At 28.4% G+C, this 14,743-nt stretch carries 15 protein-coding genes; 5 read left to right on the top strand and 10 right to left on the bottom strand.

All coding sequences use genetic code 11. The features are described 5' to 3' along the window. Window positions 1–2: 2 nt before the first annotated feature. Both htpX and BT997_RS09180 read right to left on the bottom strand, forming a co-directional pair. The gene (htpX, locus tag BT997_RS09175) at window positions 3–854 is read right to left on the bottom strand and encodes a zinc metalloprotease HtpX (RefSeq protein ID WP_072681452.1); all 852 of its coding nucleotides are present in this window, start codon (window positions 852–854) and stop codon (window positions 3–5) included. Window positions 855–916: 62 nt separating this feature from the next. Continuing rightward, on the bottom strand, window positions 917–1,831 hold the full coding sequence (locus BT997_RS09180) for a 5'-nucleotidase (protein ID WP_072681454.1): 915 nt from the start codon (window positions 1,829–1,831) through the stop codon (window positions 917–919). An 86-nt stretch (window positions 1,832–1,917) separates the two neighbouring features. Here BT997_RS09180 and BT997_RS09185 point away from each other — a divergent pair, with 86 nt between their 5' ends. The 3 genes from BT997_RS09185 to BT997_RS09195 all read left to right on the top strand — a co-directional run bounded on the left by BT997_RS09185 (window position 1,918) and on the right by BT997_RS09195 (window position 4,048). Next, entirely contained in the window at window positions 1,918–2,409 is a 492-nt protein-coding gene (locus BT997_RS09185) for a histidine phosphatase family protein (RefSeq protein ID WP_072681456.1), read from the top strand. 82 nt (window positions 2,410–2,491) lie between these two features. Then, entirely contained in the window at window positions 2,492–2,971 is a 480-nt protein-coding gene (locus tag BT997_RS09190) for a histidine phosphatase family protein (protein WP_072681457.1), read from the top strand. A gap of 99 nt (window positions 2,972–3,070) precedes the next feature. Next, window positions 3,071–4,048, top strand: coding sequence for a DUF438 domain-containing protein (locus tag BT997_RS09195; RefSeq protein WP_072681459.1), 978 nt, complete (start codon window positions 3,071–3,073; stop codon window positions 4,046–4,048). Window positions 4,049–4,051: 3 nt separating this feature from the next. Here the strand turns inward: BT997_RS09195 and BT997_RS09200 are convergent, their stop codons facing one another. Beyond that, window positions 4,052–5,293: an NAD(P)/FAD-dependent oxidoreductase gene (locus BT997_RS09200; RefSeq protein ID WP_072681676.1), complete on the bottom strand. Its 1,242-nt coding sequence runs from the start codon at window positions 5,291–5,293 to the stop codon at window positions 4,052–4,054. 107 nt (window positions 5,294–5,400) lie between these two features. Here BT997_RS09200 and BT997_RS09205 point away from each other — a divergent pair, with 107 nt between their 5' ends. Next, complete coding sequence (locus tag BT997_RS09205) at window positions 5,401–6,351, top strand: hypothetical protein (protein ID WP_072681460.1); 951 nt, start codon at window positions 5,401–5,403, stop codon at window positions 6,349–6,351. A gap of 26 nt (window positions 6,352–6,377) precedes the next feature. Next, window positions 6,378–7,400 (top strand): hypothetical protein, encoded by a 1,023-nt coding sequence (locus BT997_RS09210; RefSeq protein WP_072681462.1) that lies wholly within the window; start codon window positions 6,378–6,380, stop codon window positions 7,398–7,400. Between the two features lie 7 nt (window positions 7,401–7,407). Here the strand turns inward: BT997_RS09210 and mnmE are convergent, their stop codons facing one another. The 7 genes from mnmE to BT997_RS09245 all read right to left on the bottom strand — a co-directional run bounded on the left by mnmE (window position 7,408) and on the right by BT997_RS09245 (window position 14,741). Continuing rightward, a complete protein-coding gene (mnmE, locus tag BT997_RS09215) occupies window positions 7,408–8,748 on the bottom strand; it encodes a tRNA uridine-5-carboxymethylaminomethyl(34) synthesis GTPase MnmE (protein ID WP_072681463.1) in 1,341 nt (446 codons plus the stop codon). 3 nt (window positions 8,749–8,751) lie between these two features. Then, entirely contained in the window at window positions 8,752–9,651 is a 900-nt protein-coding gene (locus BT997_RS09220; protein WP_072681465.1) for a Jag N-terminal domain-containing protein, read from the bottom strand. 11 nt (window positions 9,652–9,662) lie between these two features. After that, window positions 9,663–11,282, bottom strand: coding sequence for a membrane protein insertase YidC (gene yidC, locus BT997_RS09225; RefSeq protein ID WP_072681466.1), 1,620 nt, complete (start codon window positions 11,280–11,282; stop codon window positions 9,663–9,665). After that, complete coding sequence (gene yidD / locus BT997_RS09230) at window positions 11,275–11,607, bottom strand: membrane protein insertion efficiency factor YidD (protein ID WP_072681467.1); 333 nt, start codon at window positions 11,605–11,607, stop codon at window positions 11,275–11,277. Before yidD ends, yidC begins: the two co-directional genes overlap by 8 nt. Continuing rightward, a complete protein-coding gene (gene rnpA / locus BT997_RS09235) occupies window positions 11,608–11,943 on the bottom strand; it encodes a ribonuclease P protein component (RefSeq protein ID WP_072681468.1) in 336 nt (111 codons plus the stop codon). It abuts the gene before it with no gap. Then, window positions 11,931–12,065 (bottom strand): 50S ribosomal protein L34, encoded by a 135-nt coding sequence (rpmH, locus tag BT997_RS09240; protein WP_072681470.1) that lies wholly within the window; start codon window positions 12,063–12,065, stop codon window positions 11,931–11,933. The genes rnpA and rpmH overlap by 13 nt, the downstream gene beginning before the upstream one ends. A 99-nt stretch (window positions 12,066–12,164) precedes the next feature. Next, on the bottom strand, window positions 12,165–14,741 hold the full coding sequence (locus tag BT997_RS09245; protein WP_072681472.1) for an ATP-dependent Clp protease ATP-binding subunit: 2,577 nt from the start codon (window positions 14,739–14,741) through the stop codon (window positions 12,165–12,167). Between the last annotated feature and the right edge of the window lie 2 nt (window positions 14,742–14,743).

Genomic DNA, 14,743 nt, shown 5'->3' on the forward strand with positions numbered 1-14,743 from the left:
TTCTATTGGATTTCATCTTTTAACTCTTCAAGTCTTGCTATTCTATCCTCTGTAGTAGGATGAGTTCTAAATAAAGAACCAAAAGAAGACTTTAGCCCTGAAAATGGATTTATAATAAACATATGTGCTGTTTGTTCAGTTGCATTATGAACCTGATGTCCACTTCTTGCATAATTTTCTAATTTTGATAATGCACTTTGTAAACCAGCAGGATTTCCTGTCATTCTAGCGGCACCTTCATCAGCCATAAATTCTCTACTACGACTAACGGTCATTTGAATAATTGAAGCTGCAATTGGTAATAAAATTGCCATAAGTATCATTACTATTGGATTACCACCTTGTCTGTTATTTCCTCCAAACATAGCACCAAATTGCATAATATTTGCAATCATTGCAATTGCTCCTGCAAAAACAGCGGCAATTGTTCCAACTAAAATATCATAATGTTTAATATGAGATAACTCATGTGCTATAACACCTTCTAACTCTTTTTCATTTAACATTTCATATAAACCCATAGTTACTGCAACTGCTGCATTTTCATGGTTTCTTCCGGTTGCAAATGCATTTGGCGTATGATCAGGTATTAAATAAACCTTTGGCATAGGAAGACCAGCTTTTTCAACTAATCTTTGTGTAATAATATAAACAGGATGTCTTCTATCTTCAATTTGTGTTGCACTATATTGTTTTAAAACTTGTTTATCTGAATAATAGTATGCATAAAAGTTCATACCACCTGCTAATAAAAATGCAATAAGCATTCCATTTGTACCACCAAAACTAAATCCAATAAATACAAATAGTACAGTTAAAAGAGTTAATAAAAAAATTGTTTTTACTTGTTCCATATTTATCCTTTAATACTTAAATTTTACCATCAAAATATTAATAAATGTTTAACAAAAAAAAACTAAATTCTATTTAAAATTGATTCTTCATGATATAAAACTTTTGCACTAGGCGTAGTTTTTGACGTATTTTCAAGATGTACATCTTGATCATCAAAGAAAATATCTGCACCAAAGGCTTGAACTACTTCATATTTATCAACCCCACCTAAAAAGAATGATTCATCCAATCTTACACCCCATTGAGAAAGTGTTCTAATTACTCTTTCATGTGCAGGAGAATTTCTTGCCGTTATAAGTGCTGTTCTTATTGGAGTTTGTTCTTCTGGATATTTTGCTTGGATATTTGATATCACACGAATTAGTTGTGCAAAGGGTCCTGATTTCATTGCATTATTTGCATTTTCTTTTTCATATTCTAAAAATGCTTCTAGACCTTGTGTTTTATAGATTATCTCCGATTCTTCTGAAAACAAAACTGCATCACCATCAAAAGCAATTTTTACTTGCGTTGAGTGTTCATCAACATTTTCTTTATATGGTAAGATTCTAGCAGCTGCTATACCTTCATTTATTGCATTTTGTACATCTGTTTCATTTGCTGATAAAAATAGATCAACTTTAAAAGGTTTAAGATATTTTGAAATATCATTTCCTCCACTCCAAGCAGAACGGGCTATATCTAATTCATATTTTTCTATTGATTTTGTTATTCTTAAACTTGTAGCTGCGTTATTTCTTGACATAATAATAACTTCTACTTGTTTATCTTCTGGAAAATCATCATTTATTCTAAGTAAATTTTTTACAAGTCTAAAACCTGTACCTTTCTCAATAAGACTATCTTCATTTTCTATTTGATGTTTATAATATTCATCAACACCTTTATCTTCGAATATTTTATTTTCTTCTTCTAAATCAAATAAAGCTCTTGATGAAATAGCAATAACTAACTTTTTTTCTAAATCGTAACCCAATTTAAATCCTTGATTTTTATACATTTCTAAATTATGATTATTATACAAAAAAAGATATAATAAAGCATATTTAATAAAGAGGAAGTATGAAAAAACTATATTTAATTCGCCATGCCAAATCTGATTGGTCAAACCCTAGTCTTGATGATTTTGATAGACCATTAAACAAAAGAGGAAAGAAAAATGCTCCTTTTATGGGAGAAATACTGCATGAAAAAAATATTCATCCTGATTTGATAATTTCAAGTCCTGCATATAGAGCAAGAGAGACCACAAAAAAAATTGCTAAAAAAATAAATTATCAAAATGAAGTAATGTATAACGAAAATATTTATGAAGCTTCGTTAAAAACTATTTTAGAAATTGTAAACTTTATAGATGATGAATATGATACTGTTTTTATAGTTGGTCATAATCCAGGATTAAATATGCTTGCATTTTATTTAATCGAATTTAATGAAAACTTACCTACTGCTGGAATATTAGAAATAGAGTTTGATTGTGAATCATGGAGAGAAGTTAAGAAAAAAAATGCAAAATTTGTTTCATTTGAGTATCCTAAGAAAGACTATGCTTAAAATTTAAAAAAAATAGTTATTTTTTATTTACTTTCAAGTTAAATATTTTTAAAATTCTTTATAATCTAATTAATGAGTAAAAATGAAAACACTATATATAATGAGACATGCGCAAAAAGATGAATCTAAACCTGAACAATACGACTACGATGTTGAATTAACACAAAAAGGTTTAGAAGATTGTGAAAAAATTGCTCAAAAATTAAAAGATAGAAGAATTACTCCTGATTTAATTGTAGCAAGTCCTGCAATAAGAACAAGGCAAACAGCAGAAATTGTTGCCAAAACTTTAGACTATCTAAAAAACATAATGTACAATGAAGTAATTTACCAAGCATTTGTAAATGAAATTATAGAATCAATTACTTATACTTTTGATACAGTTGATTCATTAATGATAATTGGACATAATCCGGCACTAACGGCACTTGCAATAACTTTTACAGAATTTAGAGAAGAGATAAAAATGGGTTCAATTGTAAAAATAGAATTTGATTGTGACTCATGGACTGCAATTGACAAAACAAATGCTAAATTTATAGAACATTTTAAATTAGACTAATTTAATTAACTTTCACTTCTTATTTTATTATTGATAAAAATCAATGCAAAATACAATCATTTAGTTATATTTACAAAAAATTAAAGGAAATATAATCAAATGTTTGATTTAGCAAATAATATAGAAGGATTCCCCCAAGGTCATCCAGTAAGAGTATATATAGAAGAAAATTTATTAATAAAACAACTTTTTGAAGAACTTTTTAAAACAGAAGTAAAGGAAGATTTTGAAAAGTTTTTTAATATTTTCAATCAATTATGTGAAGTAGAAAAGCACTTTGCAAGAAAAGAAAATCAACTTTTCCCATACTTAGAAAAATATGGTTGGACAAGTCCAAGTCAAAATATGTGGGCATTTCATGATCAAATTAGAGAAGAAATTAAAACTGCAAGAAAATTAGTAGAAGTAAAAGCCCTTGATGATATTTTAAACGCTTGTATTACTATATATAACTCATTATCTCATATCATTCAAGTAGAAGAGCAAAGACTTCTTCCAAACGCTTTAAACATGCTTAGTGAAGATGATTGGAAAGAGATGAGAGAAGGAGATGAAGAAATTGGTTGGATGTTCTCAACTCCTCCAGTAAGATATCCTGAATTGAAAGAAGAAGAATATATTCATCCAAGCCAAGATAAGAAAAAAAGAGAGCTTCCTTTTTCACTTGAAGATAGAACACATTATGATGAAGGATACTTAACTCCTGAGCAAGTTAACTTTATATTTAAATTTTTACCAGTAGATATTACATATGTTGATGAAAATGATAAAGTTGTTTTCTATAATAGAGGAGATGATAGAGTTTTCCCTAGAAGTGCTGGAATTATTGGAAGAGAAGTTAAATTTTGTCATCCACCAAAAAGTGTTGACCAAGTATTAAAAATTCTTGAAGAATTTAAAGCTGGACGTCAAAATACAGCAGAGTTTTGGATTCAATTTAAAGGTCTATTTGTACATATTAGATATTTTGCAGTTAGAGATGATGAAGGTGTTTACAAAGGTGTAATTGAGATGTCTCAAGATGTTACAGATATACGAAAACTTGAAGGTGATAAAAGACTTTTAGACTGGGAATAGAATCTATTTATATAGATGCCCAGCTAAATTTCCACTAGAAAAAGACCACTGGAGGTTATACCCTCCACATGGTCCATCTAAGTCCATAACCTCTCCACAAAAATACAAACCATCTATAATTTTACTTTGCATAGTTTCAGGATTTATCTCTTTTAAACTCACTCCACCTCTTGTAATCATCGCTTTTTTAAAACCTACAGAATCTATTACTGTAAGAGGAGTATTTACAATTATTTTTACTAAATTATTTCTTACTTGTCCATCTTGTTCTTTAAACTTTTTGTTTATATCTGCACCAACTTCAAGACAAAGTGATTTTGAAACAGAAGCAGGTAGTAATGTTGAAACTAACTCAACAATATTATAATCAGGATTTAAAGAAGATTGTTTTTTTAAGTGTTGAAAAACTTCATCTTCATTTTTTCCTTTTACCATATTTATCAAAAGTGGCACTTCATCATATTTTTCAAGCAAAGGAGTAATCTCTCTTGAAAAATCTAAAATAACCGGACCTCTTAAACCCTTAGAAGTAAATATCAAATCCCCAATAGCTTTTAATTTTTTTGCTTTTTTTAAATCAATTCTTACAATAGCTTTTGCAATAGTATCAGCAGTGCAATCTCCCACCCAAGTCTCCTTTGTAATAAGAGGAAGCATAGCAGGATAAAGATCAGTAACTTTATGTCCAAGCTCTTTTGCAAAAGAATATCCATCTCCATTTGCACCAAGCATTGGAAAACCTAAACCACCAGTTGCTACAATTATATTTGAAGAAATAAACTCTCCTTTTGATGTATCTACACCTGTAGTTTTAATACCATCAACAAGTATTTTTTCTACTTTAACATCACAAAGAACATCTACTTCTAATCTATGTAACTCTTTTTCTAAAGCATTTATAATAGTAGATGAATTATGCGTAACAGGGAAAATTCTAAAACCATCTTTAGTATCAGTTTGAACTCCAATACTTGAAAAAAAATCTCTTAAATCATTTTTATCTAACATAGAGATTGCTTTTATCATAAACTTTCCATTTCGCCCAAATGAGTTCATAAAATCATCATTACTGAGGGTATTTGTAAGATTACACTTTCCCCCTCCTGTTGCTTTTAACTTTGAACCAAGTGTTGGAAGTTTTTCTAAAAGTAGTACTTTAAAACCAAGTTTCCTAGAAGTAATTGCAGCTATCATTCCAGCTCCACCAGAGCCTATTACTATAACATCATATTCATCTTTTTTCATTTGAGTATCATAACAAAAAGGAAGTAACAACTAGTTTTATTCTTTAAAAGAAGATTTATGTATTTTATTATACAATTCTTAATTATAGATTAATTAAAGGATTAACTATGACTCTTACTGCATACACTCAAAATTTACAATATCAAAGAACTCAGCTTCAATATGAAGCTAAAATTACGCCAATAGCTAATGCTTCTACTAAATTGGAAGAAGATATACCAGAAAAATCAAATAACAATATAATAAATGCTCCTTTTGTTTATGTAAATGAATCTAATTTATCAAGTACTGAATATTTACAAAAAATGATTATGCAAAAGATATTAGGTGCATTTGATAGTAATAATGAAGCAATGCCCCTATTTCCTAACGAAAATGCAGATATTTCAAAAGAATCATATCAAAAAGGAAATCCATATAATGAAGATGCAAATAATTTACCACAAGGTTTTATGTATAGTTCAAGTTATGAGTATTATGAAAAAACTACAATCGAATTCAATGCAGAAGCTATTATAAAAACTCCAAATGGTGAATATAAAATTGAACTAAATTTTTCTTATACTCAAGAATTTTATGAAAAAAATGAAATTCAAATTGCTATTGCAAATGAAACTTTTAAAAATCCTTTTGAAATAGAGTTAGAAGAAGATGATGATGATAGTTTAAAAGATTTAAAATCTCTTCATTTTATTTTTGATCTTTTCAAAGAAGAGGATAAAGAAGAAGAAAAAGATATCTTTGAACAAATAAAAGAAGCATTAAGACAAAGAAGAGAAATGATGCTAGATTTATTTAGTAAAGATGAAAAAGAAAATAACGTAATTGAAGAACAAACATCAAAACTAGATAATTTCCAAGTATGGCAAGAATCACAGAATTCACAATTTCAACTTGTAGCTGCCCAAAAAGATGGAATTGGAGTATTTCTTGCAAACTCTAGTCAAGAATCTAGTTATATGAATCTTAGTGTAAATTCAAATGGTTATTCATTAAGTAGTGGATATTCACATAGTGAAACATCTATCTTAGGAGTTACAACTGAAATAAAAGCATGATATAGCAACTTTTTAGGGAGTGCAACATGAAAATAGAGTCTTATAATATAAATATGCAATCAGATAATAGTTTTATTAGAAAAAACAGAACAACTGAATCGGTAACTTTTCTTTCTCAATCTATAAAAGAAACCCAAAATAGTTCTATTTTTAATAGTTTTAAACTAACACAGAAAAAAGTTGTATTTAATGAAGAAAGCAGCTTATCCATTGAAGATAGAATAAAAAAATTAATAATAGAACTTTTATTAGAAAAATTTTCAAATAAAAAATCTAATATAAAACTTTATCCCAATGATAATTTAAAAACTAAAGTAATAGAATATAATTCAATACAAAACCCCTACTCAAACAATAGCCAAACTGTATCGCAATGGGGTTTTACGTATGAGAGTAATGAAGAGTACTATCAAAAAAGTTCTATTGAATTTAGTAGTAATGCTACTATTAAAACCAATAAAGGAGAATTCAATATAGATCTTAATCTTTCATATACAGAACAATTTTATGAAGTACACAAATCAAAAATTGAAGTTGGAGCTGTAAAACTTTATGACCCACTTATCATAAACTTTGAAAAAGAAGATTCTTCTTTTGATAATATTAGCAAACACATGAATTTTGAATTTGACATAAATAGTAATACAGAAAAAGAGAATATACCTTATTTAAAAAATGGAGCTGGATTTCTTTCTTTAGACAAAAATTCAAATGGAATTATAGATAATGGAAATGAACTTTTTGGAGCAAATACGGCAGATGGATTTGAAGAACTTAAAATGTATGATGAAGATAACAATAATTGGATAGATGAAAATGATTCAATTTTTAAAGATTTAAGAGTATGGGAAAAAACAGAAAATGGTAAGAATAATTTACTTACATTAAGCCAAGCAGGAGTTGGAGCAATCTATTTATCTAGTATTACAACTGACTTTAATTATTCAAAATCAATAGAAGAAGAGAATGCAAAACTTAAAGAGACTAGTATCTTTTTAAAAGAAAATGGAAAGGCAGGATTAGTAACAAGTGTTGATTTTGTAGTTTAATCTCTTTTTATTTACCTAAACAAAAAGAGCCAAACATTACATCTAACATTTGATCATTTTCATATGGTCTAGTGATATTTGAAATATTTTCTAAAGCTTCTGTAATATGGTGTGCAAAAAACTCTAATTCACCTGTTTGTAAAGGCATTGAAGATTCATTTATATGAAAAAGTGTTTGTTCAACAGAATCTACTTGTCTTGTTGAAATTAAAGTCATATCATCACTATGAGTATTTAAATCCAGTAAAGACTCTACTTTAAATACTAAAGGATTAATAGTCTGTTTAGTGCTTAGTTCAATAAAATCATCTAGTTTTGTTTTATCAAACTTACTTTCTAAATCTGTTTTATTTAAAACTTTTATTATCTCTTTATCATCATTCTCTTTTAGAAGTTTTAAAATTTTTTCATCTTCAGCATCTAACTCTTTACTATTATCAAATAAAGAAATTACAATATCAGCTTCATTTATTGCTTCTATAGATTTTTCTATTCCTATTTGTTCTATTACATCACTAGCTTCACGTATACCTGCTGTATCAACTATTTTGATAATATGAGTACCAATTTTAACTGATTCTTCTATAGTATCTCTAGTTGTACCTGCAATATCAGAAATAATAGCCCTATCAAAATTTAACAATTTATTTAAAAGTGAAGATTTTCCAACATTAGGTTTCCCAACAATTGCAACTTTAAAACCTTCTATTAGACCTTCTCTTCTTTTACTTGCATTAAGAGTATCATTTAGTTTTATTTTTATCTTATCTAGTTTATTTTCTATTTGTTCAAATATATCATCTGGCAAATCATCTTCTGCATAATCAATACTTACTTCTGTGTATGCAAGCATAAATAATAGGTCTTCTCTAATATCATTTACAAAATCAGTTAATTCACCTTTTAATTGACGTGCGAGTAATTTAACAGCATCTTCACTTCTTGCTTCAATAATTTTGGCAATTGCTTCTGCTTTTGTTAAATCTATTTTACCATTGATAAAAGCTCTTTTTGAAAACTCACCTGGTTGAGCCACTCTTGCACCATATTTTATCACTTCACTCATGATAATATTTGATATTGCAATACCACCATGACATTGAAATTCAACTATATCTTCCCCTGTAAAAGAGAAAGGATTTTTAAAGTAAATTAATAAAGCTTCATCTATTACTTCATTTTTTGAATTATATATTGAACTAAGTGTTGCAAGTCGTGGTTGTAAGTCTTTTTTCTTTGAAAGTTTTAGAGCTATTGGTAAAGCATCTTTACCACTAACTCTAATTATTGAAATGGAACCAATTCCATTTGCTGTAGCAATCGCTACTATTGTTTCATCATCAGTCAATTTTTATTGCTCTTTACTTCTATACTCATTTACAAGTACGTATTTATCCCCTCTTACATTTGTTTTAACAGCAACGTATTTTTCAGGGAATTCTTCTCTTAATTTTTTAAGTGCAATATGAACTAATATTCCATCAAGAGGTTTTGTTTTGAAAGAACCTTTTTCTTTAATTGTTTCAATAACAGGTTCTAAATATGTATGAATTGAAGTTTCTTGATTTTTTAAGAATTCAGCAACTTCAAGTCTTAACATTAATCCATATTTTTCATTAATCCAGTTAAATAAAATATATGAAAGAGCTTTATATCTATATCCTTCTTTACCAATAAGTAAAGCTGAATCATCTCCCGTAAACTCTATGTATAAAGTTGTTTCATCAAAAAACTCTACTTTTATATTATCTATTGCATAACATGTATCTTTAAATAAAGATTCTAAACCTTCATTTACTTCGGTTAAGATTTCTTCTTTATCTTTTTTTACAACAATCTTTGCAACTTCTTTTTGTGACTTAGATTCATTATAAAAATTATCAAAAATTTTCTCTTTTGATTCTACTTTTGGAACATCATTTAACTTAGGTTGTTCTCTTCTTCTAGCTTCTTTTTTTCTTTTTTGATGAGCTCTTCTCTCATCTGCTTTATTTGAATCTTCTATCTTTTTAGATACTTCTTCAATTTTTATATCTTTCTTTCTAAACTTTTGCTCTTTAGGTCTTCTATTATCTCTTCTTTTATTTCTCTTTTCACTTGCAGAAATAATTGCATTTTTCTTACCGAATCCTAAAAAACCATTACTTGGTTGTTGAAGGATATCGATATCTAATTGTGTAATTGAACAACCAAATTCATTTGATGCTAATTCATAAACTTCTTCTAAACTTTTTGCTTCAAACTTTTTCATAATAGACTCTCCTATTTTTTTGCAGCTCTTTGTTTCTCAAATAATCGATTAATATAATATTGTTGAGAAATAGTAAATACATTATTCACAAACCAGTATAGTGTTAACCCTGCAGGGAACCATAAGAAGAAGAATGTAAATACAATTGGTAACATTTGGAAAATTTTCTTTTGCATTTCATCCTGCATTGTATTTGGAGTGATTTTTTGTTGTAACCACATTGAAGCACCCATTAATATTGGTAATACAAAATATGGATCCATCTCTGCTAAATCGTGAATCCAGAAAATCCACTCTGCACCTTTTAACTCAATTGAGTTAAGTAGTACTCTATAAATAGCAAAGAATACTGGAATTTGTAAAATTAATGGTAAACAACCACCCATTGGGTTTGCACCATGTTTCTTATAAAGTTCCATCATATGTGCAGATTGTTTCTGTTTATCATCTTTATATTTAGCTTGAATCTCTTTCATTTTTGGAGCAAGATCTTTAAGCTTTTGCATAGATACCATACCTTTGTATGATAATGGATATAAAATAAGTTTAATAATAATTGTTAAAGCAACAATTGTCCAACCCCAGTTTCCAATATATGTTTGTAAAAATGCTAAGAATGTAAACATTGGTTTTGCAATAAAAGTAAACCAACCATATTCGATAACATCTGTTAATTCTTTATTTAATGCTTTTAAATCGTTAAAGTTTTTTGGTCCCATATATCCTGAAAAAGAGATACTATTTGTTGCATGGATAAAACCTTGAGGATTATCATCTGCATCTGGCATAAGAGAAACTTGTAATGATTTTTCAAAATTGTAAATTACTGTTGCATAATATCTATCAAAACTTGATATAAATTTTACACCTTCATATGATTTAACCTTACTTAAATCTTCATCAACTGTTAAGTCCATAGTACCGTCTTGAAGTTTTAAATAAACTCCGTGATCAGCATACATATCAGCTAAGATATTTGGTCTAAATCCATTTGTAATAAAAAATTGTTCTTTTGATGTTGAGTTAACTTCTAAATCATAATGCCCATTAGGATAAACTGTAAAGTTTTTGATTAATGTAACACCAGATAAAGATTGAGTAAGTGTAAATTTTTGAATTTCTTTTGTTGCATCTACATTTGTTGCAGTAGTTGTATAATTTACTTTAAATGCTTGATTATTCACATCAGCATTTGCAAATCTAACTTCTAAAGGTCTTAATTGATTAGCTTCAAAAAGTTTAAAACTATTTCCATCTTCATCTTTATACTTTTCTTCAAGTAATGTAACTTGAGCAACTCTACCTAATTTATCAATTTGAATAATATTTCTATTTGTTTTAATTGTCGTTAAAATATTTGCAGAACCAATTGCTTTTGATGAAAGTGCAGAAATTGAGTTTTTCATTTCTTCACTACTTGCTGGTTGTCCTGAAGGAGAAGCATTTGTTGCAGTAGCTACATCAGGCGCTGCATTTGCTTGTTCTTGCTTAACAATCTCTTGCTGTTTTGCTTTTTCTTCTTGTTGAGGCTTTAATACTAAAAATTCATATGCTATAAAAAATACAAACACTATAAGTGTCATAATAAGCATTCTTTTTTGCATACCTTTATCTTGATTCGGATTATTCATTATTTTTCTTCCACTCCCGGTTTTTTACTATGAGGTATCTATTATCATTTATAGGCACTAGCCAATATTTGATTTTGATTTTTTTGAAATTAATATTATTATGCTTTGCAATTTTTACTATTGGATAGTCAAATCCACCAGGAAAAAGTTGGTTACATTTTAATATGCGTGATATTGTAAAATAAATTGCCTTAAAAAAAGTATTATTTTCTAGTTGCCATAGGGCATAATTGGAACAAGTTGGGTAATATCTACAAGATCCAAATGAGATTACTGAAAGATATCTCTGATAAAACCTTACTAAATATTTAAATAGTGTTTTCATCTATTTAAACAAATCAAGTTTTTTCATAGCATACTTGAAATCTTTTTCCAATTCTTTAGGGCTTTTCTCTAGAATATTTTCTTTTGTAACAAAAATATATTTACCAATTTTGATTTTTTTTTCGAAGATAAGAATTAAAGCTCGAAGTCTTCTTTTTGCTCTAGCTCTTTTTACTGCATTTCCTACTTTTTTTGAAGCAACAAATGCTAACTGCATGTTTTCATCATGCGAAAAAAAAGCGACAAAAGAGTGAGTATGCCACTTCTTGCCGCTTTTATAAAGTTTGTTAAAATCTTTTGAATTGTTAAGACGGTAGTCTTTGCTTAGATAGCTAATCTCTTTCTACCTTTAGCTCTTCTAGCTTTAATAACTTTTCTACCGTTTTTAGTTTTCATTCTGATTCTAAAACCGTGTGTTCTTTTTCTTGGCGTGTTATGTGGTTGATATGTTCTTTTCATATTCTTCTGTTCCTCTATTCACAAATTAAGTCGCGTATTATATTTAAAGAATACTTAAATTTTGTTTAGTTTAAGCATTTTAAGAAATTAATCTACAAATTAACTAATGTTTGCAATCACTTCACCATTTTGAACATCGAATTCTACATTAGAGCCCTCGACAATTTTATCTTCTAAAATTAAATCAGCAAGTCTATCTTCAACTATTTCATAAATTGCCCTTTTAAGTGGTCTTGCTCCATAAACAGGATCAAAACCTGCATCTGCAATATAGGCTTTTGCATTTTGTGTTAAAGAAATTCTAATATCTTTTTGTTCTACTTTTGTTTTTATATTATTAAACATAATATCTACAATATTTGTAATTGCATCTAAACCTAATTGTTCGAAAATTACTATATCATCAAGTCTATTTAAGAATTCAGGTCTAAAATGAACTTTTAAATCATTTAAAACCTCAGAGCGTCTACTCTCTTTATCTTCTATTTCAATAATTTTAGAACTTCCAATATTTGAAGTTAAGATGATAATAGTATTTTTAAAATCAACAGTAACACCTTTATTATCAGTTAATCTTCCATCATCAAGAACTTGAAGTAAAATATTAAAAACATCAGGATGTGCTTTTTCAATCTCATCAAATAATATCACAGAATAAGGTTTTCTTCTAACTGCTTCTGTTAGTTGTCCACCTTCATCATATCCTACATATCCAGGAGCTGCACCAATAAGTCTACTTACAGCGTGTTTTTCCATATACTCACTCATATCAAATCTTATAAGTGACTTCTCATCATCAAATAAAAACTTTGCAAGTGTTTTAGCAGATTCTGTTTTACCAACACCTGTTGGTCCAAGAAACATAAATGAACCTATAGGTCTAGAATCTTCAGAAAGTCCTGCTTTATTTCTTTTTATAGCTCTTGAAATTGCCTTTAAAGCTTCATCTTGTCCTATTACATCTTCTTTAAGTACTGATTCAACTCTTAAAACTTTTTGTTTTTCAGAATCCATCATTTTATTTACGGGAATTCCTGTCCATCTAGAAACAATACTTGCTATTGCTTCTTCATCAACAGAATTTCTAAGAAGTGTACCCTCTTCTTGCATTCTTTGCCATTTCTCTTCATTTTCTTTTATTTTCTCTTCTAATGCTGGAATTTCTCCATACTCAATAGATGCTGCTTCTTCAAATTTTGATTCTCTTTTTGCACGTTCTGCTTTTGTTTTCAGTTCATCAATTTTTGCTTTTAAAGAACTTGTTGCATTAAAAGTCTCTTTCTCATTTTGGAATCTTGCTTCAAGAGTCTGTTTTTCTTCATTTTTATTAGCAAGTTCTTTTTCTATCTCTTCTAATCTCTGCTTATTTTTCTTAGATTTTTCCATCTTAAGAGCTTCTTTTTCTACATTGATAGTTTGAATCTCTCTTTTTATTATTGAAAGAACTGTTGGTTCTGATTCAATCTGCATTTTAAGTTCTGCTGCTGCTTCATCTATAAGGTCAATAGCTTTATCTGGTAAAAATCTATCTGTTATGTATCTACTTGATAACTTTGCCGCACTAACAAGTGCAGAGTCATTTATAGTTACATTATGGTGTGTCTCAAGTTTCTCTTTTATACCTCTTAAAATTTGTAAAGCTTCATTTACACTTGGTTCATCTACATTAACTGGTTGAAATCTTCTTTGCATAGCTGTATCTTTTTCAAAATACTTTCTATACTCTTTTAAAGTTGTAGCTCCAATTGTATGTAGTTCACCTCTTGCTAAGCTTGGTTTTAAGATATTTGCAGCATCCATAGAGCCTTCACTTGCTCCTGCTCCAATTATTGTATGAATCTCATCAATAAATAAAATCACATTTCCAGCTTTTTTAACTTCATCAATGACCGACTTTAATCTATCTTCAAATTCACCTCTATATTTAGCACCTGCAATTAATGCACTCATATCAAGTGTTACTACTTTTTTATTTTGTAAAGATGTTGGAACATCTTTATTTACAATTCTTTGGGCAAGTCCTTCTGCTATTGCAGTTTTACCAGTTCCAGGCTCACCTAATAATATTGGATTATTTTTTGTTTTTCTAATTAATATTTGCATCATTCTATTAATTTGCTCATCTCTTCCAATTACTGGGTCAAGCTCACCATCAATAGCCATCTTATTTAGATCTATACCATATTTTCCTAAAGCTTCTAAGTTCTCGTCTGCACTAGCACTATCAATAGTACTTCCTGCTCTCATAGCTTCAAGTTCTTTAATTGCTTCTCTTAAATCAATATACTTTCCTAATACTTCTTTTAATTCTTTAGAATCAAAATTTGCAATAAGCCAAGAATCGATTGCAATAAACTTATCTCCTTGCTTTGCTGCTAATCCTTCTGCTTTTTCTAAACTTCCTACTAAATTTCTTGATAATTTTATATTCTCTTTTGTAACTGATGATACAGAAGAAAGTTTATTTGCATATGATTTTGCTTCTAATTCAATTGCTGCTTTATCAACATTCATTTTATTTAATAGTTGATTTAATACTGAGTTAGTATTTGTTAATAAAGCCCATAACAAGTGAATTACATCTACTTCTTGATTTTTATTATGTAAAGCTAAAGCAAGTGAAGAATCAATTGTTTCAGCTAATTGATTTGTTAATTTTTCAAATAATTTATTCATTT

Source organism: Arcobacter sp. LA11, assembly GCF_001895145.1.
Taxonomy (GTDB): domain Bacteria; phylum Campylobacterota; class Campylobacteria; order Campylobacterales; family Arcobacteraceae; genus Halarcobacter.